Raw genomic sequence first — 22,761 nt, 5'->3', positions numbered from 1 at the left:
TCTACGGGGCGGCCATGCCGCGGGGATCGTAGGGGCTGCATCTGTGCGGCGGCCTATGCGTCCGATCGGTAAGTGTGCTGCTCCCATCCCGCAGGCCCGCGCCGTCCGGGACCGGCTTCCACGCCGCGCGCCCGGACGGAGAGACCTCGCGGCGCGAAAGCGGCAGGGAGTGCATCTGGAGGAGTTCACAAGCTGGGATGCCGGCCGCCAGTGGACAGCGGAACGGCTGCGATCAGCGTCCTCGCGGTTCCGCCATCAGCGCGCGCGCGGGTGGCGAGCATCGCCGTCATACATCGAGCAGTACTGAGTCATCATGCAGTCGACGGCCTCGTCGGCCTTGCGGCGAGGAGGAGCTTGATCATGGCCTCGCGCATCGCCGTTCTGGACGGCGAATCGCTGGTCGTCGGCCTGGCCGAGCAGGCGCAGCGTGCCCAGCAGGCGTTGGGCCACACCGCGGATGCTGGTGTCCAGCGCCGACGCGTTCACAGCATGAGCGGCCCGCAGGCGTTCTGCCGCTTTCGTCGCCGCCCCTGACCATGGGATCGGCGCCTTCCACGCCCTGCGCGAGGCACTCCTTGGCAACCCCTGCGTAATCCCCAGCACGCAGATACGTGCGAGTGGTCACGTGGGAGCGATCTGCTTCCCGAACTGCCGCTTGACTCTTCCTTCGCCATGTGTCGGCGAATGCCGATTAGTCGGAACAAGCGTCGTGGCATGTCTCGCGACACGCAAAAAACGCCAAAATCTTTATTCGACGAAACCCTCCTTTAAAGGTGTCGGATTTGACGTGTTGTTTGAGTTCATTGAGGTGAATGAGATAATCCTTGTGGGTATGTACGCTTCTGTCTGAATGCCTATCCAGATATGGGCATTGGATTTCGCGTCGATTTATCCATGAATGGAAACGAGAGCACGTGAATACTGAAATTCGGCAATTGCCGACGTCGCCCCGCACGCGTATCGCGAAGCTAGCTCTGGCCGCTGCGGCCACCGGCCTCATGCTCGTTCCGCTGAGCCAGGCAGTGGCGAGCGCGAGCACCGCCTCCCTCCAGCCCAACACCGGCCACGCCTCCTGCTCGCACGACCAGTGGGGCGTATGCGATGTCCTCTGGTGGGGCCGCGACGACAAGTCCGAGGACGACAAGAAGTTCGACCACGACAAGTTCGACCACGACAAGTTCGACCACGACAAGTTCGACCACGACAAGTTCGACCACGACAAGTTCGAGCACGACAAGAAGTTCAAGCGCGACAAGAAGTGGGAGCACGACAAGAAGTTCAAGCATGACCGGTTCGAGCACGACAAGAAGTGGGAGCACGACGAGTCCGAGCACGACAAGAAGTTCGACCGCGACAAGAAGTCCGATCGTTTCAAGGTCGACCACGTCAAGATCGACCACCTCAAGCTCGACCGCGACAAGAAGTTCGAGCACGACAAGAAGTGGGAGCACGACGAGTCGGAGCGCGACAAGAAGTGGGAGCACGACGAGTCCGACCACGACAAGAAGTTCGAGCACGACAAGAAGTTCGAGCACGACAAGAAGTTCGAGCACGACAAGAAGTGGGAGCACGACGAGTCCGGCCACCACGGTTGGTAGCCGTAGTGCACGGGTCGGACTAGGGTGAGAAGGCCCGCCAGGGGATGAGTTCGGCGACAACGCCCTCCCCGGAGGCCGAGGGCATCTCTTGGCACTGTGATCGGTGATTGAGCCGAAATCGCTCTCGGCCGCTCGAAAAAGCAGATGACAAATGCCGTGGCAAATTATTTTGCCCCGGCATTTGTCGCTTGACGTCATTCGACGTCAGCCGGAGTGCGGAGTACCAGCCCCCGCGACGACAACAGTGAGAGCGACTGATGGCGTGGCACAGCGCCAGGACCTCTGCGGCGTTCCCCCCGCGTCGAGCCTTGATGATGGCTGCCCTCAGATCGTTGAGGCGCTGAAACGAGAGCGGAGCCTCTGTCTCTTCCGCCGATGGGACGGCCACTTACCATCGGGTTGGTCCGCCAGTCGCCGCCGAACAATTCGAAGCCATCCGTCACATCGAGATGGCACTCCCCCGGCCGCCCCACCAAGCAGTCGGAAGCCGCCGAGACAGACTGGCCTGGCGGGAACGGATTGAGAATAATCATGGCCCGGGCAGTGCTGGAGGCAGGCGCCGCCTGGCGCGCCCAGGCGCGGCGCGCCACCGTACGCCCCGCGCCGCCGTCCCGCTCTGCGCGTGCGGCCTTGGGGCCGTTCTCGCGCGAGCGCAGTTGTAACCGAGCTTCAGGAGCAGGATCGCAGATATCGGTGACAACGAGAACCACCAAGAGCCGCGTGCAATCCATTCGCCCCGGCCGAAGAAGAAGACCGTGCGGCATCCGCGAAATGCTCAGCCTTAGCGACAGGCGTTGCAATCGTCGCACAAGGTTTTGATCCAGACTCGATCCCTGCCCTGACCGGGATTGCCGCAGTACTCACAGATCCTCGCCGACTCCTCTTCAGCAGCGCGTACGAGGAGTGTCGCCGCGTCGTCCTCCTGCTTGTACCGTTCCTGCTCGTGTGGTTCGGGCCACATGTCGCCCCCTTGGTGCAGGTGACGCAACAGGCCGGTTAGGAGGTAGATGCGCAAGGTGCCGTACTTCTCCTTGACCTGCTGGACGCTGTAGCTGGGGCTTACGGCCAACAGTTCCTCGTGCAGGCGTAGCAGCAACGGATGCCAGCCCGGTCCGATGCCGTCAAGGTGGGCGGGGATCTGATCCGACATGACTTCATGATCTGATGCAGCGGATCGGCTGTCGACAGGGCCAAGGGCCTAAACGTCCCCCGGCGACCCGGGGCCGCGCGAATGGCTCCCGAATCATCAACCCCGTCGCATTCCGACCGATGACATGTTCCGGATCTTTCTTTCCCTCTCCGAGCCGCAGATGGCAAGGCGAGAACCCAAGAGGCCCTCCATCCGTGTTCAGTGAGCCCGTTGCTGCCGCCTTCAACGGTGCTGCGCCGTCAGGGGCAGTCCTCGGCATAGTCGTGACCGCGCGGACAGCGAGGGTCCCAATGAACGCCGTAGTGCATTAGCGAGGTGGCCAGATCGGGGTGAGCGGCGGCCCACACGTCGTCGAAGAAGAACCACTGTCGGTAACCGAAGAAGTCATCCATATGGATCGACATCTGCGCCACGTGCTCACCTTGCCGGATGAGCGTGCGGTCCGGATCACGGCCGTTGGAGGGTTCGAACCCTTCCAACAAACGCAGAGCGGTCTCGTTCGCCTGCGGGTGAGCGTCACACGCCTCGGGTATCTCCTCTTCGAAGCTCGGCCACCGGTTGCAGCGCTCCAAGGCAGGCCTGATCTCGCTCTCGTCCCGGGCCACCAGCGCACGCAGGTGAAGCAACTCGCATGGCCACTCGTCGAGCCTTGCGTCGGCCGCTCGCAGAGCCTCGGCAAGCTGCGGTAGCCGTACACCGGGAAACGACTGCGGCGGGCAGTGTCCGATGCTGTCACTGCTCGCGTAGAAGGTCAGCACGACCGCGTAGGTCACTCCCTCGCCACCCTGCGGTGTGGATGTGAGAGCCTCGACTGGCACTGGCGGGATGAACACCTGGTCGGCAGAGGCGGCGTGAAGGCTCTCGGGTAACTCCCAGCCCTCGTGCAGGAGGTAAGCCCAGCGGTCAGGCTCGGACGCCACGAGAGCATCGTCGACAAAGAAATACGCCAGGTCGACCTCGTCATCATCGGTGAGCACCCGCACGCTGTGCTCGTCGACCCGCAACTCCTGCTCGACATAGAGGTGCTTCTCCAGCAGCTCGCGCAGCTCCCGCATGTTCTCGGGAGCGGGTAGGCCGGCCTCGAAGATCGTGTTGAGTCCGTAGACGTCTGCTCCGAGTTCACGCTCGATCCACTCGTAGGCGTCGCCTGCTCCAGCGTCATCCCACACCCTGCGGAACCAATCGAGGACCGTGGCATCGGGAAAGTGCCGCACCAGCTTGCCAAGCGGCCCTTCGTAGAAGCTGCGGTAGATGAAGAAGACCATGGCGCCAACCATCCCAAGTGCCGCCGACAAAACACGCTGAGGGTCGCGGATCGCCTGCGCGCAGATCATCGTTCCTGCCTGGCCGAATCGTCCCGTGGGCTTGTCCTCACCCAAACCGCATTAGCAGCTCGAATCTTGCCCGTCCCGATTGGTTCAACCGGAACCAACAGGCGCGGCTGATCTATCGGGAACGGCGTTGGAGGGCCCTGGATTGCAACTAGACCTGCAACTAAGCCGAGGATGCATGCCGTTTCAGAGGGTGGTCGCCTCTCATTCATGGTGATCAGGTCACCCGGCTTAAGATCGTGATCGACGACGGAATGACCAGCTTGCTGCGACGGTCTCGGCGAGGTGGTCCGTGTGCAGGGTCGTTGGATCCAGCTCGCCGAAAAGCGTGATCATGATGAGATCTGCTGCTGCGAAGATTTCCAGCTCATGAGGCGACGAATGGCCGCGGTGATTCTCCTGGTGACCGCATCCACGGTGACTGCGGGGCCGGCCGTACGGGCCGATGCCGTGATCGATCCGGCCGATGCTATTCAGCGCCAGCTCGTCCCGGGCCATGGGGTGAAGATCGTCCAGCGCGCCCGGACGAACTGGTTCGGCAGTTGGTTTGTCCACAAGCCGGTGAGCGGCGTCGTAGGGTTCGGCAAGGGCAAGATCGTGGCTACAGACCTGACGAACTTCAACCTGGGACGCCACGGTACCCGCAACATCTGCATCGGAAAGCGCGGCTACCAGTTGTACGCCGAGCCCGACCCCGACCGGCCGCTGCCGCCGGGCAAGAGTTGGGTCACGTACGAGTGGCCGTGCCAGCTCGTTCTGAAGTCCGGCCACCATGTCAGCCTCAGCGACCCGGCCACGCTCAGAGCAGTGTTGGCCACCACCGCGCGCAAGCGGCCCGCCGGGGTCTACGACGGTGTGCGCACCACCCTCTACGAGGGCACCATCACCTTCGCGCAACTCCACAAGGTGAACCCGGGCATGCGCATCGGCCTCCGCAGCAAGCCCACCGGCAAGTACGCCTCCTGGAAGGTGTCCTGGCGATTGTGGATCGGCCGTGACCAGCTCGTCCGCAGGGCGTGGAGCGCGTGGCGCGAACCGAACGACAGCCGCGACAGGTCCACCGGCGAACAGCCCTACCACGCCTTCGTGGAGGATCTCCGGTTGTCGGACTGGGGGATGACGGTGGACATCCAGCCCCCGCCCGCGGATGAGACGGTGTCGTCGGAGGAGTTGGATGACTGACCCGAACGTCACGCCTGCCCCTTGGTCGCTTCCGTGCGACGCGCACTGCGGCGGTGATCATCACGGGTGGGGCACGACTCCGCTGCTGAGGGCGTCGAACAGGAGCGCCATGCGGGCACGATGGTCGTCTGCGACGGTGTCGGCCGGTTCTCCGGCGATCAGGCGCCGGGCGGTCTCCATCGGCACTGCGGTGCAGCCGGCGACGAAGAAGGCGGCGAGCAGCGGGGCGTCGCCGTCGAAGACCGGGTCGTGTTCGAGCTCGCCGGCGAGGGTCCGTTGGAGGTCGGCGGCGATCTCCCTGGCGCGGGCGACCAACGCGGACGAGGCCGCGACGGTCCCGAAGAAGGGGACGGACCCGGCCGGACAGGGCGTGCCACTCCTCGAGGAGACGGAACGCCGTATCGCGCGAGGACTGGAGCACTCCGGCGTACGGGGCGCGGTCGCGTACCGCTGAGCGCAGGAGCCCGACGGCGTCGACCTCGCGGTCCAGCAGGAGGTCCCCCTTGCGCGGGAAGTGCTTGAAAACCGTCACGGCCGAGGCTCCGACCTCCCGCGCGACCTCGGCGACCGTGTCCAATCCGCGTTCGAGGAACAGCCGGGTCGCGACCTCCGAGATCTTCGCGCGCTGACGGTAACGTACTGGCCGGATAGCGGGCTCCGCAGGTCACCTTCACAGGCGTGGAGACCACCCGCAGGGCCTGAGCGGCCCAAGGGCATGCACGAGGTGGCGGTCAGCCGCGGGCGAGGACGGCGCGGGCGGCCGAGAGTTGCCGGTCCTTGGCCTCCTGGAGCGCATGGAACTCGGCGGGGCGAGCTGCGACGGCAGCGTCCTGGATGCGTTGCTCCGCGGCGGACCAGATGGAGACGAGGTCGGTCTTCGCCTTGCACCCCACGTCCGCCTGCGCCGCGCGGATCTCCTCCTGGGAGGCGGGGCCGTCCGTCATCCAGCGCCGGTCGGTGATGGCGGCGAGCGGGTCGGCGTACTGCCGGCCCTGCTCCTGCATGCACGTGCTCCAGGCCCGGAAGACCTGGACGACCTCCGGATCCCGCTGGGACCGCTCGAAGGTCTCCGAGATGAGCCTGTTGAACAGGGCCCCGTCCACCTGCGAGGTGCCCTGCTCCAGGTGGTTCCGCGCCTGTTTCAGGCAGCCGTCCTTCTCGCCGTACGCGGCCTGCCTTTCCTTCGCCGACAGGCTTCGCATACGGCTGGCACGTGCGGCGGCGCGCCGGGCCACGGTGGGGCGGTCCGGCGGGGTGTGATAGCCGAAGAGGCGAGCGATCTCCGGTTCGACGACACCGTAGCGGCGGCGGTTGGCCGGCTCGACGTCCTCCGCCGCGCTCTGCGGCAGCACCTGCCACGCCATGCCCCGCCGCCGCATGCAGTCGCGGATGAGGAGCTCTTCGGCGCCCTCAAGGATGCCGATGTCCGACGGGGAGAGGTTGTACCGGTCGAAGGGGATCGAGAGCTCGCGCGCCTCCACCCCCGGTGGCGGCACCGGAACCCGCGGCTCCGTCGCCGCCGCCGTCGAACAGGCGGCTGTCGCCGCGGTCAGGAGCACCCCGACCGCTCCCCACAGCCGAACAGACACGCTGATTCCTCCGATGGGCCGCGGGGCGGGGTGCCGAACTCGACGTCCGAGAAGTCGGTGTCCTGCGAGCGGTTCAGGGCCTTACGGCCTGACGTACCTGATGGAGCTGGTCTTGTTGTCGAACCCGTTGTTCGTCAGGTCGCCGTCCGAGGAGTCCGGCCTTGCCGCGTAGCCGTACGCGCCGGAGCAGTTGGCGGAGTTGTAGAACTGCACCCTGGCGGCGCTGTTGTTCCGCATGGAGCTCGCCTTGTTGTTCACTCTGAGCACGTCGTAGCACAGGCCCCAGCCCTCGAACATGAACTCCTCTTCTGCGCCCTTGAACTTGTCGTGCTCGTACAGGCAGAAGGCCAGCTCGCAGGAGCTCACCGCCGGGTCCACCTCGGCCTGCGCGGTGGAGCCGGCCCCCACCAGGCTGACCAGGGTCAGCGCCACGACACCGGCGCTGCGCACCCTCGCTCGCTTCATGCACACCTCATTCTCGTGGGACCGAAATCGTTGTGATCATAGTCAGGTACATGCCGGAAAATTCCACGAATTCGGTTAAGTGATGAGCATGCGCCGCGCTAGTACTCCAGCCGCACCTAGCGATCTTTGAGCTGTTGCCGCTGGTAGTCCCACCTCGTGTGCACGGCCAACGGGTCACACCCACGGGCGTGGGGACCACCCTTCTAGGCGGTCACAGGGAGGAGCCCCAACTGGGGCCTGTGGGGGGTGATCCGGCGCCGGTGGCGGCCCAGGCGAGAACGGTCTCCTGGTCCCGAGAGGCCCGTCACCGCGTTTCCGCTGGTGACGGGCCCCTTCCCGCTGGTGTGGCAGGTGCAAGGTTCGAACTTGCGGGTCAGCTCAGTCGACGGTGATCAAACCCCGCTCGTAGGCGCGGATGAGGCGCCGGGGCACGAGCAGCCGCCGCCCGTTCACGGTGACCGGGACGAGGTCGGGCGCGGTCGCCTTCCACTGGCTGCGGCGGTGCCGGGTGTTGCTGCGGGAGGTCTTACGCTTGGGCACGGCCACGGCTACCAGCTCGCCTTCGTGACACCCGGCAGCTCGCCGCGGTGGGCCATCTCCCGGAAGCGCACCCGGGACAGGCCGAACTTGGTGAGGTGCCCACGAGGACGGCCGTCGACGGAGTCGCGGTTGCGGACGCGGGTGGCGCTGGCGTCGCGCGGCTGGCGGGCCAGTGCCCGGACCGCTTCCGCCTGCTCCTGCGGTGTGCCGGTGCGGATGATCTCCTTCAGCTCGGCCCGTCGTGCGGCGTAGCGCTGGACCACGGCCTTGCGCCGTTCGTTCGCGGCGATCTTGCTCTTCTTGGCCATCAGACCTTCTCTCCTCTTGCACGGATCTGGGCGACGGCCTTGTCGATGCCGATCCTGTCGATGGTCTTGATCGCGCGGGCGCTGAGGGTGAGCCGGACGTGGCGGCCTTCGCTCTCAAGCCAGTAGCGGCGCTGCTGGATGTTGGGGTTCCAGCGCCGCCGGGTGCGCCGGTGGGAGTGGGAGACGTTGTTGCCGAAGACCGGCTGGACGCCGGTGAGCTGGCAGTGCGCGGACATCAGGTCCTCCCGTAACGCTGGTTGAACCGCTCGACGCGACCGGCGGTGTCCAGGACGCGGCTGCGTCCGGTGTAGAAGGGATGGCTGGCCGAGGACACGTCGACGTCCACCACCGGATAGATGTTGCCGTCGGTCCACTCGATCGTCTTGTCGCTCGTGATCGTGGAGCGCGTGAGGAAAGCGAAGTCCGCGCCGGGATCGCGGAAGACGACCGGGCGGTAGTCGGGGTGGATGCCCTGCTTCATCGTTCCTCCCGGAAGAGCACGTGCCGGCGGATGGTCGGGTCGTACTTGCGAAGGGTGAGCCTGTCGGGGGTGTTCCGGCGGTTCTTCCTGGTCACGTAGGTGTAGCCGGTGCCCGCCGTCGACCTGAGCTTGATCACGGGGCGCACCTCATTTCTGGCCAAAACGGTTCCTTTCCACTTGCGGCAGTATGCCATGATAACGAAAACGGTTTTCATACCTACAACTGGAGGCTCCGTGCAAACCCCGGTCGTCCTCGTCGCGGGCCTGCATGCCACGGCTCGCACCGCCACCGTCGAACAACTGCTCGCCGAGCATCCCGGCTCGCTCGCCGTCCACCACGACCTGGGCCAGGTCACCCACGGGCGCGTCCGCCGTAGCGTTCGGGACAGGACGGGCGTGCTCGACACGGCCGAGGTGTGGCTCGCGCACGGCTGCGTCACCTGCACGGTGCGCGAGGATCTGCTGCCCCAGCTCGTCATGCTGGCGAGCGGCGCGACGCTGCTGATCGTGGACCTGTGGGACCCTGTGGAGCCCCGCTCGGTGGCCGAGGCGATCGACTGCGACGAGGCCCGGGAGACCCTGCGGCTCGCCGCCGTACTCACCGCGCTGGACGCTGCGGCCCTGCCCGATGACATCACCCGCGGCGAACGCCTCAGCGAGGTCGGCAGGCCCGCGGCCGCCGGCGACCAGCGTTACCTGGCCGAGGTGCTGGCCCGCCAGCTCGAATACCCGACCGCCCTGGTGCTGCACGGCGGCGACGAGGACGACCACGAGCTGTCCCGCACGGTACTCACCCACCTCGCCCCCTTCACCCCGGTCCACACCGTCGAGGCCCTGCCTCCGGTCGCCGGCGCCCGGATATGCGCCGGCGAACTGGCCGAACGCGTGGACCCCGCCACCGCCCAACTGCCCGGCGACACCCAGACCGACGAGATCGTCACCGCCGTCTGGCGCAGCCGCCGCCCGCTGCATCCGGCCCGCCTGTTCGAGGCCGTCGACGAGCTGGTGACCGAGTCGGTACGCTCGCGCGGCCGCTTCTGGCTGGCCAACCGCCCGGGCGAGCTGCTGGCCTGGGACGCCGTGGCCGGCATCGTCTCCGTCGAGGCCGCGGGCCCCTGGCTGGCCACGCTGCCCCGAGCCGCCTGGGACCTGGTCTCCCCGGCCCGCCGTCTGGCCGCCGACCTGGACTGGGACCCCGAGTGCGGCGACCGCATCCAGCACCTGGTCTTCACCGGCCCCGATCTCGACGCCGCCCGCTTCCGTACGCTCCTCGACTCCTGCCTGCTCACCGAGGAGGAGGAACAGGCCGGAGAGGACGCCTGGAGCCGCTACGACGACCCGTTCGCCCCCATCCTGATCAAGGAGAACGCATGAAGACCCGCCGCGCCCCGCGTAAGAAGCCCAACCCGCTCCTGCGCGTCGACCGCATCGACTACAAGGACACCGCGCTGCTGCGCAAGTTCATCTCCGATCGGGGCAAGATCCGCAGCCGCCGGGTCACCGGTGTCACCGTGCAGCAGCAGCGCCTGATCGCCAGGGCCATCAAGAACGCCCGCGAGATGGCCCTGCTCCCTTACGCCTCACGCCCCAGCGCATGAACAAGCCCGTTTCCGTCGCGCTGGTCGGGGGCCTGTACGGCAGTGCCCGGGTCGCCGCGGTCGATCGGCTGCTGCACCGCCACCCGGGAGCCGTCGCGGTCCATCACGCCATCGCCGCGGGTCCTCGTTGCTTCGATGGCCGCTGTCCTATTTGTGCTGCCGCCCCAAGCCGCGCAGGGTCTCCTGGAGGGACTCTTCTGTGGTGCCGCGCCAGGCCACGAAACCGTCGGGTCTCACCAGCACGGCCTCATCCACGACGTCGAGGTCGTGGTTGAGCAGGTCCATACCGAGTGACGTGGCCACCGGCGACCATCGGCGGTCGCCCAGCCCGGCGAACAGGGTCCAGCGCGAGCCGACCAGGTCCAGCGTGGAAGCCCGGCCGGTTCCGGCGGTGTACACCCAACGGTGCGGGAATCGGCAGCCGGGACGGATGACGTCGTCCAAGACATCTGATTCGGAGCTGTCACGCGAGTGGTAGGCGTAGAACATCATGCCGCGCAGGTAGTCGACGGCGATCTTCTCGTACAGGTCGTTCGGGTCCTCCTCCAGCGACTGATAGCCCTGATGCATTGCACGGGAGAGGGCCAGGGACGCCTCGGCGGCGGCACGGCGTTCGGCCTCATAGGTGTCCAGGAGCGCGGAGGTGAATCGCCCGTGCAGGACATCGGCGATTTTCCAGGCGAGGTTGTGGCCGTCCTGGATTCCAGTGTTCATGCCGAGCCCGCCCGCCGAACTCTGTACGTGGGCGGCGTCGCCGGCCAGGAAGACCCGGCCCTTTTGAAAGGAAGAGGCCAAGCCGATGGCGGCCTCCCAGGCATTGACCGCGTGCAGCTCGACCGGGATCGTCTCATCACCGATCGCGGCCCTCAGCAGCGCAATGGTCATGGCCTCGGTCAGATCCGCCGGATGATCGGGTTTGCCGGGATAATCCATGATGTGCGAGGACCACTGATCCCGCCCGTTCTTCGACATCAACGTGGCGTACACCTGCTCGTTGCGCACGAAGCACATGTTCGTTCCCCACTCCCGCAGGACCGGCCCGAGATCGGCGCGGAAGAACGCGGTGTTGAGCCGCCCGATGGCCTCACGGTCGGGCATAGTGATCCCCAGAAGTCCGCGCACGTCGCTGTTCGCCCCGTCCGCGCCGACGACGTAGCCGGCCCTGACCTCCCACTTCTCGCCCGTGGCGACGTCGACAACCCGCGCGCGCACATGATCGGCGTCGGGCACGAGGCCGACCAGCCGGGCGCCGAACTGGACGGCACCGCCGCGGCGGTGCAGTTCGTCCAGTGCCAAGCGCTGTACCTGGTCGTGGGTCATGACAAGGCGTGGATTCACCGGGCTGCAGGTTTCAAGCCTCCTGGAGTACCGCGGTGGCAGCCCTCCTCGGTGAAGGGTGTTGCCGAGCCCTCGGTCTTTGAAGACCATCCGCATCGGCGTGCCACCCTCCCAGCCGACCTTCTCCAGCGCCGGCCCAAGGCCGACCGAGCGGAACACCTCCAGCGTGCGCAGGCTCGTGCTCGCCCGCGGCACCGCCGAGATCGCGTCCCGCTTCTCGATGACCAGAGACCGGACGCCCCAGTGGGCCAGGAACAGCCCCGTCGACAACCCGACCGGCCCGCCGCCCACCACCAGCACCGGCACATCCTCAGTACGCATCGCCTGCTCCCTGGTCGATTTTCCGGGGTGACTGGCGACCACTCTGCACGCTCAAGTCGACTTGAGCGCAACATGGAGCCATGACAGACGAGCGCTACTCGATCAGCCACGTCGCCCGCTGCTTCGACGTGCCGGTATCGACGCTGCGTTACTACGACGAGCTGGGGCTTCTCCCCGCCGCCGAACGACGTGGGAAGGTGCGCCACTACGGCCACGCTGAACTCCGCCGGCTCGCGCTCATCCAGCGCCTGCATCAGCGCGGTCTGGTCAGCCTGGCCGACACCGCCACCCTGATCGCCGAAAGCCCGGCAGCGGATCAGCCCTCAGGCCGTGAGGTCCTGATCGCCTCAATCGGGGCGATCAAGAGCCGGATCGATGACCTGCAGGCCGCCCAGCTGCTCCTGGAACACCTGCTGACCTGCCCGAGGACAGACCCGGTCCGAGAATGCGCCCACCTCCGCACCGAACTCGGCCAAGCCGTCGACCACGCACTCGCCGCGCTCGCTGCCTCGACAGAGCAACGGCGAGGCCCGGTACAAGGCGGCCGCCGCCGGCCGCCGACATCGATACGGCGACGCCAAGGCCCCCAGCCACCGCCCAAAAAAGGCACGTCAGACCCCAAGAGCACGGCTTAGCGTGCCCGGCGGCGTCGCACCAGTTCGGCTTCCGCGACGGCGGCGGCGACCCTATGGACCACGGGAAAGCCGTGATTCCCAGCTGTCTGGAACGCCGAAAGACGGCCCGACGGCGGCTGGAGACGTTCTTCGGAGGCGGTCCATCGCTGCCATGGCAACCGCTACTCTGCTACCGCGTTCCAGCACGAGCGCTCGCGCCAGGCGGGGAGGACGATGACGCAGCCGAGCACGGCGGACCTGCCAGGCCAGGAGGACCACTTCCCGCCGCATGTCAGGAAGGACTCCGCTGGGATCCGGCTGCCATGGGCGTTCATCGCTCTGGTGGCCCTGCTGGTGGTGGGCCGGTTCGTGCTGGCGCCGTACCTGACAGATCCGGCGTTGCAGACGTGGGCGACGGTGTTCGTGGCGGTGTGCGTGCAGGCGCTGCCGTTCCTGGTGTTCGGGGTGGCGCTGTCGGCGGCCATCACCGCGTTCGTACCCGCGTCGTTCTGGACCAGGGCGCTGCCACGGCGTACCTATGCGGCGGTGCCCATCGCCGGCGTCGCCGGGGCGGTGCTGCCCGGCTGCGAGTGCGCGTCCGTGCCGGTGGCCTCGGGGCTGATGGCCCGGGGCGTGGCTCCGCCCGCGGCCCTGGCATTTCTGCTGGCCTCGCCGGCGATCAACCCGGTGGTGCTGGTGGCCACCGCGGTGGCCTTTCCGAACGACCCTTCGATGGTGGTCGCGCGGTTCGCCGCCTCGCTGGCGGTCGCGGTGCTGGCCGGGTGGATCTGGGCGCGGTTCGGGCGGGGCGAGTGGCTGCCGACACCTCGTCGCACGGCCGAGGCCGGGCAGAGCAAGGTGAACGCCTTCCTGGACGCGATGCGCCACGACCTGATGCACGCCGGCGGATTCCTGGTGGTCGGCGCCCTGGCCGCGGCGACCCTGAACGTGGTGATCCCCCGGACGTGGCTGACCACGGTGGCCGGAGTACCGGTCGTGTCCGTGCTTGTGCTGGCCCTGCTGGCGGTGCTGCTGTCGATCTGCTCGGAGGCCGACGCGTTCGTGGCGGCCTCGCTCACGGCGTTCTCCCCGACGGCCAAGCTGGCATTCCTGGTGGTCGGGCCCATGGTGGACCTGAAGCTCATCGCGCTCCAGGCGGGCACCTTCGGACGGGCTTTCACCTGGCGTTTCGTGCCGCTCACGCTGGTCCTGGCGATCGGCGTCAGCTTCGTCTCAGGCTGGGCGCTGCTGTGAACCGCCAGACGCAGGGGGCTCTCCTGGTGATCCTCGGCGCCGTGCTGTTGACCATCTCCGCGTTCTCCACGACGTACGTCAACTACGTCAAACCCGGCTTCCGGCCGCTGCTCGTGGGAGCCGGTGCGGTCCTGGTGGGTCTGGGCCTGCTCTCTGTCGTCCAGGGCTGGCTGGGCAGGCCCGGCGCCCACGGCCACGTTCCGCGGGTGGCGTGGTTGCTGGCCGCGCCCGTGTTCGCGATCGTGATGATCGCGCCTCCCGCACTCGGCTCGTTCGCGGCCAGGCTCGACGACGGCGCTCCCGCGCCATCCCGTACTGCAAGCTACGGGGCGCTCGGCCGGGGCGGGGTGACGGAGCTGACGCTGGGCGAGTTCATCGGGCGGGCCTACGCACCGTCAGGTTCCTCGCTCACGGGCAGGGAGGTCAGGCTGACCGGCTTCGCCGTACCGTCCAAGACCGGCTGGTACGTCACCAGGATGCGGATCAACTGCTGCGCCGCCGACGCGATGGCCTTGGAGGTCGCCGTGCACGGCGTGCCCTCGCCCGAGGAGAACGCCTGGGTGCGGGTCACCGGCACGTGGATCCCGTGGAAAGGGGGCGTTCCCGATGACTACGAACCGCCGGCTCTGAACGCCACCGGAGTCAGCGCCATCCCGCAACCAGCGGAACCTTACGAATAATTCCCCATGAAGAGCCTGCTACTCCTCCTGCTCGGCGGAGCACTGTTGAAGATCTCCGCCTTCTCCACAGACTTCACCAACTACGTCAAGCCAGGTTTCCGGCCTCTGCTGATCGCGGCGGGCGCGGTGCTGGTCATCCTGGCAGTGGCCACTCCGATCGAGGAGCGCCGCAAGAGCATCCGCTCCACGCGGCAGGCGCGTCTCACGCACGCCCGCCTCGCCGAGGACGCCCACCTGGCACAGTTGACCGGCCGCGAGCCCGCCACCCCTGGGCAGGCCTGCTCACCCGGCCACGAACACGGGGAAGGCGGCAGGGTGGCGTGGCTCCTGACGGCTCCGATCGCCGCGATCTTTCTGATCGCTCCGCCCGCCCTCGGCTCGTACGCCGCCCAGCAGGCCCCTCCACCGCCCCCGCCGACCCTCGTGAACGTCCAACCCGTCAAACCGCTCAAGAGCGACCGTGTGAACGTACTGAGCCTGGCCGAATTCGCTGACCGGGCCTGGTACGAGCCGAGCGGATCGCTCGCCGGCAAGACCGTCCGCCTGACCGGGTTCGTCTTGCCGTCTCCCGACAAGGGCGAGTGGTACATCGCTCGCATGCGGATCAGCTGCTGCGCCGCCGACGCCCTCACCATGAAGGTCATCGTCAGAGGAGCCCCCGCCCCGGCAACAGACACCTGGGTACGGGTCACCGGCACGTGGATCCCCAGGAAGGGCCGGCCGTCGGACACGTACGTACCGGCGGTGACGGCTTCCGATGTCCACCCGGTATCCCCGCCCACCGAGCCGTACGAGTAATGAATACGGTTATCGTTTATACCTGAACACGAGCCTCTGGATCGGAGATCGGGATGCGAAAACGAGCCGCGATCATGCTGGCGACGCTCTTGGGAGTGCTCCTCGCGGGGTGCGGCGGCCAGGAACCCCCAGGCGGGAACGACCGGCAGCTGACCCTGGCCGCCCCGCGCGACCTCGTCGCCGGCCCCGCGGATCCGTACTACACGCACCAGACGTTACGCGTGTGGGAGCCCTTGGTGACCGTCGATGACAAGCTGAGGCCCGTTCCGGCGCTGGCAACCGGCTGGGACAGCGCGGACCGGGGGCGGCGCTGGACGTTCACGCTGCGCGACGGCGTACGGTTCAGCGACGGCACCCCGTTGACCGCCGATTCGGTGGTCGCCAGCATCAAGCGGTTCCTGCGGATCGCGCCCCGCCAGTCGGCGTTCTTCAGCCTGGACGCCGGTATGGAGGCGGCGTACGGCAAGCTCGGCGAGGTCCGGGCCGAGGGCGGCAAGGTGACGTTCGTCCTGGACCAGCCGGTGGCCGACCTGCCGAGCAGGCTGGCGGGCTTCTACAGCATGGTCCAGTCGCCGAAGGCGTTCACGTCCTCGGGCGACTTCGCCGGCAAGCCGGTGGGGACGGGGCCGTACACGCTGGTGAACTGGGTCAAGGGGCAGCGGGCCGAGCTTGCCGCCAACCCGCACTACTACGGCGCCGCCCCGGCCTACAAGAAGATCGTGGTCAGGGTGATCCCGGACGCCAACGCGCGGATCGCGGCGTTGCGTGCCGGCGAGGTGGACGGGCTGATCGACAAGGGCGCGCTGCTGCCGGGGCAGGTCGCGGCGGTCGCCGGGGACTTCCGAGTCGTTCGCAGCCCCTCGGTGCTGACGCACTACCTGACCTTCAACGCCTCGCGGAAGCCGTTCTCCGATCCCCGCCTGCGCGAGGCGGCCGACCTGGTGATCGATCGGCAGGCCATCGCCGGCAAGCTTCTCGCCGGCACGGCCCGCGCGGGTGCCGGGTTCCTGTCGCCGGTTTTCGGCGACCTCGCCGAGCCGGGCTCAACCGTGCGGTACGACCCGGGCAAGGCTCGTGAGCTGGTCACCACCGCAGGAGCGCCTGCCGAGCCGGTGAACATCCTGATCTCCTCGGCCGAGACCGGCCAGTTCCCCTACACCGACATCGCCGAGGTGCTGCGCGCGGCCTTGGAGCAGGCGGGCCTGCCCGCGAAGGTGACCGTGGCCGAGGCCACCAAGTCCGTGATGGAGGCCGGGGACTACGATCTCTTCCTCAGCGCGTACAGCGTGCCCAACGGCGACGCCGACTACCTGTTCCGCCGGTTCCTGCGCTCCGACGCCTCCTGGAACGTGGAGCGCAAGCTCGGCTACCGCAACCCCGAGTTCGACGACCTGATCGACCAGGCCGCGACACAGACCGACCCGGCCCGGCGGCGCGACCTCTACCACCGGGTCCAGCGGCTGCTCGCCACCGACCGCCCGATGATCCCGCTCGCGTACCAGGACAATCCCATCGTGACGACGAGTAAGGTCGGCGGGGTGGCGCAGAGCGTGGCGTACGTGGTCGATCTGGGCAAGCTGGCTCCCCTGAGGTGACGGCCACCGTCCTGCGGCGCGCCGCCGAGCTCGTGCTCGTGCTGCTGGGGCTGTCGGTGCTGGTCTTCCTGCTCACCTCGCTCGCGCCGGGCGATCCGGCCGAGGAGATCCTGCGGCGCGGCGGCATCCAGCCGACGGCGCGCAGCGTGGCGGCACTGCGCGCCGAGCTCGGTCTCGACCAGCCGCTGTTCACCCAGTACCTGCGATGGCTGCTCGCCGTGCTGCGCGGCGACCTGGGACACTCCTACACCGACCGCTCCCCCGTCGCCGCCGAGATCCTCTCGCGGGTTCCGGCGACACTGCGGCTGGCGGGAGCGGCGGCGGTGGTCGCGGTCGTACTCGCCGTGCTCGCCTCCATCAGGGCCGTCTTCAGACCGAGGGCCTTCGACAGCCGCGCCATCGTGCTCGCGACGGTGGCGATCGCCGGCATCCCGCCCTACATCGTGGGGATCCTGCTGATCAGCGTCGTCGCGGTCGGCTTGCGCGCACTGCCCACGGGCGGGGCGGACAGCCCCGGCGCCGTGGTGCTCCCCGCCGTCACCCTCGGCCTGGCGGGCGCCGCGACGCTGCTGCGGCTGCTCCGGGCCGACCTGGCCCAGGCCTTACGGCTGCCGTTCGTCAAACTCGCCACCGCCAAGGGGGTGCGGTCCCGGCGCGCGATCATGGTGCACGCGCTCCGCGTGGCCGCGCCGAACGCCATCACGGCGGCCGGTACGGTGCTCGCGGAGCTGCTGGCCGGCGCGGTGGTGGTGGAGACGCTGTTCTCCTGGCCGGGCGTGGGGCAGCTCGCGGTGTCGGCGATCAGGCAGCGGGACCTGCCCGTCGTGCAGGCGTACGTGCTGGTCGTCGCGGTCGCGACCGTGCTGGTCCTGGCCCTGGTCGAGCTCTGCCTGGCGGCCTCCGACCCGCGGGTGCGCCACCGATGACCGGCCGCGCCGGCACCGCGCTGCTCGCCCTGGTCGTCCTGTTCTGCCTGCTCACCCCCACGCTGTCCGGGTACGACCCGTACCTACCCGACCTGGAGGACGCCCTCCTGCCGCCGAGCGCCGAACACTGGCTCGGCACCGACCAACTCGGCCGCGACCTCCTCACCAGAACCGCCGCGGCCGGCCGCACCTCCCTGATGTTCGCGCTGGCCATCACGACGATCACCACGGTCCTCGGCACATTGTTCGGCACCGCGGCGGGGCTCGCCGGTGGCCTGCCTGACCGGCTGCTGCGTCTGGCCGCCACCACGGCGCTCGCCCTGCCCGGCCTCACACTGGCGCTCGCGCTGGCCGGCGTGCTGCCGCCCGGGTACGTCACCGTCCTGGCCGCCCTCGTACCACTCGGCTGGGTCAACTGCGGCCTCGTCGCCCACACGGCGACCCGGCGGGTGGCCTCCTCCGACTACGTCCTGGCCACGCGGGCCATCGGCGCCTCCCCGCTCTACCTGCTCCGGCGTACCATCGGGCCGCACATCGCAGGCCCCGTCCTGACCGTCGCCACCGCGGACTTCGCCAGGACGCTGATCGCCGTCACCTCGCTGAGTTTCCTCGGCATCGGGCTGCCACCACCCGAGACCGACTGGGGCGGCATGGTGAGCGAGGCCACGCCGCTCCTGGTCGCCTCGCCACGCCTGGCGATCGCGCCCGCCCTCGCGCTCGCCATCACCGGACTGGCCGTCGCGCTCGTCGCGGACGCCCGTCACGAGCCGGGTCAGAGCCCCGATTGAGGATTATTCGGCCGCTGCCGGATCAACTGGGTCATTATCCGGTCAATAGAGCACAAATAACGGAGGCGGTCACATCATCCGGGTACGTCCTGCTACGTCAGGCCTGGTTACCCAACGGAGGGCAGCACCATGACAACTGCCGCCGATCCGCAAGTCCACAGCAACGAGGAACACCAGCATGGCCCCACGTGCGGGCACGTGGCCGTGCCACATCAGGGCCACGTGGACTACGTCCACGACGGACACCTGCACCGCCTGCACGATGACCACGCCGACGACTGCACTCCTCATGGCCACAGCACCCACACCGACCACGATCATCGACATGGGGCCGAGTGCGGCCATGTCGCGGTGCCGCACGAGGATCACATGGACTACATCCATGACGGCCACCGTCATGCGCAGCATGAGGACCACTGGGACGAGCACTGAGCATCGCCGTGTGGTGAAGCGTGGAAACCACTCAGGGGAACGATCGCCCTTGATACCGTTCCTCCTCGTCCCCCTCGGCCCAAGTCCTCAACGCCGAGGAAGTCGCTGATCAGCACCGATCATCGAGCGTGAACAGCGGGTCGGGAGTGGCGGTCATGAGGTGGTGCACCGCCAGCAGCACGCCGGCTGAGCCGCTCCACAAATCTGCGCTTAGTTGCAGGAATCTGTCACCGACGAAGCGGACCCCGTCATCGCTGGGGATCGCGTACTTGAACAGCGCGGCACCGGACTTGATCGCCTCGCCACGCAGGTGGGGGTCGCCAAGGAGATCCGCCGACTGCGAGAGAGCGAGCGTCAGCCCGGCCAGGCCCTGGAACAGGCCCACGCCGACGGTGAACCGTACCGTGCAGTAACGCAGGCAGCGAGCGAGCACATCGGCGAGTTCGGCGTCCTCGACGACGGTGAGGTATCGGGACAGGACTGACGCATAGCCCGCGCTTCCGGCGAAGAGATAGGGCATGTTGCGCGAGTCGGCGGCGGACACCCTGAACCCCAGCGCCTCGGTCTCCACTGGAAGCTGGTGGCGTAGCTCGTCGCGGAGCAGGCCGAGACCGCGCTCCAGCGGCTTGCGGTCACCGGTCAGGCGGGCCAGGTAGTAGAGGGCGAGCGCGATGCCCGGGCGGCCGCCCACCAGGCCGGAGGCGTCGTCGGAGGCGAGCTGCCGGGTCAGCGCCTCGCCGTCGGGGATCGCGGTGAGGATTTCCCTGGCCTGGGTGAGCCGGCGGCCGTCGCCGGTGTGACCGTAGAGGGACATGTGTGTCATGGCGAGGCCGGCCGCGCCGCCGCCGAAGGTCGCGCAGGCGCGGCTCAGCGGATGCCGGTCTGCGACCGCGAGCAGTTCCTCGGCGGCGTCCAGTTCGCCCAGCTCGGCCAGCACCCAGGCGATGCCGGCGTTGCCGTACAGCAGTCCCGGCGGCGTGGAGTGGCGCTGCGCCAGCGACTCGTCCCGCAGCCGCACGACGACCTCCGGGTCGACCCCGCGCTCGGTAACGTGCAGGGCGTGCAACACACCCGCTGTCCCGTGCGCCACGCACCGGGTGTTCGAGGAGAACCCGGCCGGTGTCGTCGGGTAGACCCAGCGCGGATTGCCCGGCTGCGCCATTGCCTTGATCGCGTCGGTTGTCTGGTCGCGCAGCCAGCGCAGTGATTCCAGCGGCTCGCGTTCCACCGCGTCCGGCGCGGGCAGTCTCGGCCGTGTGGGGCGTCGATGGAAGCGCGTCACCCTGGCCCAGAGACGGTCCGGCACCGATGCGAGCGCTGCGAGGTCGTGGCGCATGTGGTCGAGGACTTCTGGTGCGCGTGTGACCACCTGGTGCAGCGGGAACACCAGCATCTGCGCCACGGCCGACAGGGCGTACGCGTCGAGGGCGTGCAAGGCCGTGCCGGTGGGCCGCTCGCCCTCATACGCCTCGCGCGGAAGATAGCCCGGTGCTCCCAGCGGCGTGACGACTTGGTCCGTGATCGGGCGGGCGGCCTCGAAATCCACCAGCCTGACCCTCTGCTGGTCGTCGACGAGGATGTTCCTCGGGTTGACGTCGACGAACACGTACCCGAGCTCGTGCAGCGTCGCGATGGTCTCCTCGACCTGGCCGAGGATGTCCAGGCACTTGCGGTAGTAGTCGGCGAACGCTGTCCGGGGCTGCCCGATCTTGATCACCGGAGAGTTCGCGACGACCCACTTGTTCAGCATCGTCCCCGAAACCAGCTCGGTGACCAGGTAGGTGTTCTCCCAGTGCGCGAAAAGCTCGATCGGTTCCGGGCATACCCCCGGGTGCCTGCGGTGCAGGGTCCGGAGAGTGTCGTATTCCTGTTCCAGCCGCCGTTGTGCGTCCCGTGCGTCCGCGTCGTACCCGGTGTGGGCCCATGCCTCCTTGATGAAGACCTGCCGGCCGTCCGCCGCGCGGGCACGGTAGGCGCCGCCTGCGTTGCTGTGCTGGAGGACCGCTTCGAAGGTGTAGCCGCCGAATCCGACCGGTTCGTCGGCGTCTTCATCGTGGCGCGGGGCTGCGAACGGGTCGGTCACACCCGGCGGGAGCACGAATTCCGGTCGCCGCTCGTCCGGGATCTCCCGGCCGGCGGCGTCGAGCAGGGTGAGCTGCCGGGTGCCGTCGGCCTGCAGCTGGGATCGTTCGCGGAACGAGCCGTACCGGTAGGAAACGCAGGACGAGGATCCGAAACGCCGGTCGCTGCGGATGTACGGTCCGGTGAAGCCGGCGAGATCCTGGTCCAGCCGGATGAGCAGCTCGCGGGCGACCTCCGTGGTCGGCGGGTACACGGCGCAGAACTTCCCGCTCTGCGCGCGGTTTCCGTGCTTGTTGTGGACCCAGAGGAAGAACGACTTCCCGCCCAGATGCTTGAACGGCACGGAGAACTCGACACAGACGGTGGCGACGATGTCCAGAACCCGCTGCGCGTTCTCGATGGCGCTGGAGACGTGGATCTTCCACCCCTGGTCGGGGAGCATGACGCCGGGCGGGGTCCATTCTGTCCAGATGTCCCTGCTCGATTGGTTCCAGGTCGCCGGCACCACGGTGGGCCGGTACGGGACGCCCGGATGGACGAGGTCAAGGGGTTCGTAGTAATCCGCGTGAGCCAGGGCGAACGCAAGATGCTGCAGCATGGTGGCATTCCTCTCCTTCAGAGCCAACCGCGTCGAACCGCCGCGACGCCTGCCTCGAACCTGCTGGACGCCTCCAGCCGCGCTGCCAGCCGGGCGATCCGCCGCCGCAGGTGACGTACCGATACTCCGAAATGGCGAGCGGCCACCTCGTCGGTGTTGCCCGACGCGAGGAGCTCGAGCAGCCGACGATCGTCGTCGGTCAATTCCGGTTCCCGAGGGATGTCCTGGAGATCCGGGGGCAGCTCACGGGCCTCGTCCCAGAGCCGGTCGAAAAGCCGCAGGAAGCCGGTCAGCAAGCCGACCTGACGTACGACGAGCGCGCCCTGTCCGTGGTTCTCCGGGTCGATGGGCACGACGGCCACCTGCTCATCCATGACGATCAACGGGTCGAGTCGCCGATCGCTCACGCGGATCAGTGCCCCCGCGGTCATGAGCCGGTGCAGATAGGTCCGATTCTGCTCATCGTCCAGCACTGATCGCTCGTGGATCAGCCGCAGGTCGATCCCCCTGCGCAGGCGCAGATCGAGTGCCCGGCCGACCTCCGGTCGAGGCTGGCCCTGCAGCACGCAGTACATGCTCACCCGGGTCAGAGACGACAGCTCATGAAGCCGCTCGCGCACGTCCCGCATGCCGTCGATCCTCTCGACCCCCGGTCCACCGCCGCGCAGCCCTGCCGGCCCTCGCCCGTCCAGCACCGAGAGCGCGCCCAGTTCGGTTCGCAGTCCCGCTACCTTGCGGTACTTCCGCAGCAGCTCATCTTCTTTACGCTCGATGAGCTGCCTCAGCGACGCGGTGGGATCGCCGGCGACGACCCCGGACGGCGCGGCCGGGTGCGTTCGAGCGACGCCCAGGTCGACGAGGTGAGCCAGGGCATTTCTGAGATCGTCTTCCGCCGCGCCGACCTGGGTCTCCAGGGTCGTCAGGTCGTGCTCGGGCTTCTGCAACAGTGCGCGGTAGGTTCGTTCCGTCAGTTCGTCGAAACCGAGATCACGTAACGTCATGACGCCGGTGTCGTTGGCCTTACTCACGTAACCCCCATGTATACCGATGAGCCCCCTCATCGGTATAGGCGTGACTCGCCGTTCCACCGTGT

26 protein-coding genes and 1 pseudogene are annotated in these 22,761 nt (G+C 68.0%); 11 read left to right on the top strand and 16 right to left on the bottom strand.

The window, feature by feature from the left end; all coding sequences use genetic code 11:
* Positions 1 to 255: 255 nt before the first annotated feature.
* The gene (locus ACIBI9_RS57015) at positions 256 to 486 is read right to left on the bottom strand and encodes a hypothetical protein (RefSeq protein WP_397235799.1); all 231 of its coding nucleotides are present in this window, start codon (positions 484 to 486) and stop codon (positions 256 to 258) included.
* A gap of 512 nt (positions 487 to 998) precedes the next feature.
* On the opposite strand from ACIBI9_RS57015, the gene ACIBI9_RS57010 reads away from it, so the two are divergent.
* Positions 999 to 1,598, top strand: a complete 600-nt coding sequence (locus ACIBI9_RS57010; RefSeq protein WP_397235798.1) for a hypothetical protein — start codon at positions 999 to 1,001, stop codon at positions 1,596 to 1,598.
* Between the two features lie 781 nt (positions 1,599 to 2,379).
* Here ACIBI9_RS57010 and ACIBI9_RS57005 read toward each other — a convergent pair.
* Positions 2,380 to 2,748: a hypothetical protein gene (locus ACIBI9_RS57005; RefSeq protein ID WP_397235797.1), complete on the bottom strand. Its 369-nt coding sequence runs from the start codon at positions 2,746 to 2,748 to the stop codon at positions 2,380 to 2,382.
* A 239-nt stretch (positions 2,749 to 2,987) separates the two neighbouring features.
* Entirely contained in the window at positions 2,988 to 4,127 is a 1,140-nt protein-coding gene (locus ACIBI9_RS57000; RefSeq protein ID WP_397235796.1) for a hypothetical protein, read from the bottom strand.
* 237 nt (positions 4,128 to 4,364) lie between these two features.
* Between ACIBI9_RS57000 and ACIBI9_RS56995 the strand changes: the two genes are divergently transcribed.
* A complete protein-coding gene (locus ACIBI9_RS56995; protein WP_397235795.1) occupies positions 4,365 to 5,261 on the top strand; it encodes a hypothetical protein in 897 nt (298 codons plus the stop codon).
* Between the two features lie 60 nt (positions 5,262 to 5,321).
* Here ACIBI9_RS56995 and ACIBI9_RS56990 read toward each other — a convergent pair whose 3' ends face one another.
* From ACIBI9_RS56990 to rpmG, 9 genes and pseudogenes are all read right to left on the bottom strand, one after another.
* Positions 5,322 to 5,576, bottom strand: a complete 255-nt coding sequence (locus ACIBI9_RS56990; protein ID WP_397235794.1) for a hypothetical protein — start codon at positions 5,574 to 5,576, stop codon at positions 5,322 to 5,324.
* Positions 5,577 to 5,760: 184 nt separating this feature from the next.
* Positions 5,761 to 5,877, bottom strand: a pseudogene (locus ACIBI9_RS56985) (TetR family transcriptional regulator); the annotation flags it as partial.
* A gap of 115 nt (positions 5,878 to 5,992) precedes the next feature.
* Entirely contained in the window at positions 5,993 to 6,850 is an 858-nt protein-coding gene (locus ACIBI9_RS56980) for a hypothetical protein (protein WP_397235793.1), read from the bottom strand.
* Positions 6,851 to 6,931: 81 nt separating this feature from the next.
* Positions 6,932 to 7,315, bottom strand: coding sequence for a peptidase inhibitor family I36 protein (locus ACIBI9_RS56975; RefSeq protein ID WP_397235792.1), 384 nt, complete (start codon positions 7,313 to 7,315; stop codon positions 6,932 to 6,934).
* 378 nt (positions 7,316 to 7,693) lie between these two features.
* Positions 7,694 to 7,861, bottom strand: coding sequence for a 50S ribosomal protein L32 (gene rpmF, locus ACIBI9_RS56970; protein WP_397235791.1), 168 nt, complete (start codon positions 7,859 to 7,861; stop codon positions 7,694 to 7,696).
* A gap of 2 nt (positions 7,862 to 7,863) precedes the next feature.
* Complete coding sequence (gene rpsN, locus ACIBI9_RS56965) at positions 7,864 to 8,163, bottom strand: 30S ribosomal protein S14 (RefSeq protein ID WP_397235790.1); 300 nt, start codon at positions 8,161 to 8,163, stop codon at positions 7,864 to 7,866.
* Complete coding sequence (gene rpmB, locus ACIBI9_RS56960) at positions 8,163 to 8,399, bottom strand: 50S ribosomal protein L28 (protein ID WP_397235789.1); 237 nt, start codon at positions 8,397 to 8,399, stop codon at positions 8,163 to 8,165. The genes rpsN and rpmB overlap by 1 nt, the downstream gene beginning before the upstream one ends.
* On the bottom strand, positions 8,399 to 8,644 hold the full coding sequence (locus ACIBI9_RS56955) for a type B 50S ribosomal protein L31 (RefSeq protein WP_397235788.1): 246 nt from the start codon (positions 8,642 to 8,644) through the stop codon (positions 8,399 to 8,401). Before ACIBI9_RS56955 ends, rpmB begins: the two co-directional genes overlap by 1 nt.
* On the bottom strand, positions 8,641 to 8,805 hold the full coding sequence (gene rpmG / locus ACIBI9_RS56950) for a 50S ribosomal protein L33 (RefSeq protein ID WP_185055367.1): 165 nt from the start codon (positions 8,803 to 8,805) through the stop codon (positions 8,641 to 8,643). Before rpmG ends, ACIBI9_RS56955 begins: the two co-directional genes overlap by 4 nt.
* 73 nt (positions 8,806 to 8,878) lie before the next feature.
* Between rpmG and ACIBI9_RS56945 the strand changes: the two genes are divergently transcribed.
* Positions 8,879 to 10,018, top strand: a complete 1,140-nt coding sequence (locus ACIBI9_RS56945) for a CobW family GTP-binding protein (RefSeq protein ID WP_397235787.1) — start codon at positions 8,879 to 8,881, stop codon at positions 10,016 to 10,018.
* Complete coding sequence (rpsR, locus tag ACIBI9_RS56940) at positions 10,015 to 10,242, top strand: 30S ribosomal protein S18 (protein WP_397235786.1); 228 nt, start codon at positions 10,015 to 10,017, stop codon at positions 10,240 to 10,242. The genes ACIBI9_RS56945 and rpsR overlap by 4 nt, the downstream gene beginning before the upstream one ends.
* Before the next feature lie 147 nt (positions 10,243 to 10,389).
* Here the strand turns inward: rpsR and ACIBI9_RS56935 are convergent, their stop codons facing one another.
* Entirely contained in the window at positions 10,390 to 11,886 is a 1,497-nt protein-coding gene (locus ACIBI9_RS56935) for an FAD-dependent monooxygenase (protein ID WP_397235785.1), read from the bottom strand.
* Between the two features lie 95 nt (positions 11,887 to 11,981).
* On the opposite strand from ACIBI9_RS56935, the gene ACIBI9_RS56930 reads away from it, so the two are divergent.
* From ACIBI9_RS56930 to ACIBI9_RS56900, 7 genes are all read left to right on the top strand, one after another.
* Entirely contained in the window at positions 11,982 to 12,536 is a 555-nt protein-coding gene (locus tag ACIBI9_RS56930; RefSeq protein ID WP_397235784.1) for a MerR family transcriptional regulator, read from the top strand.
* A gap of 213 nt (positions 12,537 to 12,749) precedes the next feature.
* Positions 12,750 to 13,769 (top strand): permease, encoded by a 1,020-nt coding sequence (locus ACIBI9_RS56925; RefSeq protein WP_397235783.1) that lies wholly within the window; start codon positions 12,750 to 12,752, stop codon positions 13,767 to 13,769.
* The gene (locus ACIBI9_RS56920; RefSeq protein WP_397235782.1) at positions 13,766 to 14,449 is read left to right on the top strand and encodes a TIGR03943 family putative permease subunit; all 684 of its coding nucleotides are present in this window, start codon (positions 13,766 to 13,768) and stop codon (positions 14,447 to 14,449) included. The genes ACIBI9_RS56925 and ACIBI9_RS56920 overlap by 4 nt, the downstream gene beginning before the upstream one ends.
* A 6-nt stretch (positions 14,450 to 14,455) precedes the next feature.
* The gene (locus ACIBI9_RS56915; RefSeq protein WP_397235781.1) at positions 14,456 to 15,247 is read left to right on the top strand and encodes a TIGR03943 family putative permease subunit; all 792 of its coding nucleotides are present in this window, start codon (positions 14,456 to 14,458) and stop codon (positions 15,245 to 15,247) included.
* Positions 15,248 to 15,300: 53 nt separating this feature from the next.
* On the top strand, positions 15,301 to 16,842 hold the full coding sequence (locus ACIBI9_RS56910) for an ABC transporter substrate-binding protein (protein WP_397235780.1): 1,542 nt from the start codon (positions 15,301 to 15,303) through the stop codon (positions 16,840 to 16,842).
* The gene (locus ACIBI9_RS56905) at positions 16,839 to 17,768 is read left to right on the top strand and encodes an ABC transporter permease (RefSeq protein WP_397235779.1); all 930 of its coding nucleotides are present in this window, start codon (positions 16,839 to 16,841) and stop codon (positions 17,766 to 17,768) included. Before ACIBI9_RS56910 ends, ACIBI9_RS56905 begins: the two co-directional genes overlap by 4 nt.
* Positions 17,765 to 18,556, top strand: a complete 792-nt coding sequence (locus tag ACIBI9_RS56900; RefSeq protein ID WP_397235778.1) for an ABC transporter permease — start codon at positions 17,765 to 17,767, stop codon at positions 18,554 to 18,556. Before ACIBI9_RS56905 ends, ACIBI9_RS56900 begins: the two co-directional genes overlap by 4 nt.
* A gap of 69 nt (positions 18,557 to 18,625) precedes the next feature.
* Here the strand turns inward: ACIBI9_RS56900 and ACIBI9_RS56895 are convergent, their stop codons facing one another.
* The 3 genes from ACIBI9_RS56895 to ACIBI9_RS56885 all read right to left on the bottom strand — a co-directional run bounded on the left by ACIBI9_RS56895 (position 18,626) and on the right by ACIBI9_RS56885 (position 22,669).
* Complete coding sequence (locus ACIBI9_RS56895) at positions 18,626 to 18,964, bottom strand: hypothetical protein (protein WP_397235776.1); 339 nt, start codon at positions 18,962 to 18,964, stop codon at positions 18,626 to 18,628.
* A 133-nt stretch (positions 18,965 to 19,097) separates the two neighbouring features.
* Complete coding sequence (lanKC, locus tag ACIBI9_RS56890) at positions 19,098 to 21,668, bottom strand: class III lanthionine synthetase LanKC (RefSeq protein WP_397235775.1); 2,571 nt, start codon at positions 21,666 to 21,668, stop codon at positions 19,098 to 19,100.
* 17 nt (positions 21,669 to 21,685) lie between these two features.
* Complete coding sequence (locus tag ACIBI9_RS56885; protein ID WP_397235774.1) at positions 21,686 to 22,669, bottom strand: TrmB family transcriptional regulator; 984 nt, start codon at positions 22,667 to 22,669, stop codon at positions 21,686 to 21,688.
* Between the last annotated feature and the right edge of the window lie 92 nt (positions 22,670 to 22,761).

Source organism: Nonomuraea sp. NPDC050451 (assembly GCF_044458585.1).
Note: the sequence above shows the minus strand (reverse complement) of the source record. Positions and strands in the feature narration are given on the sequence as shown.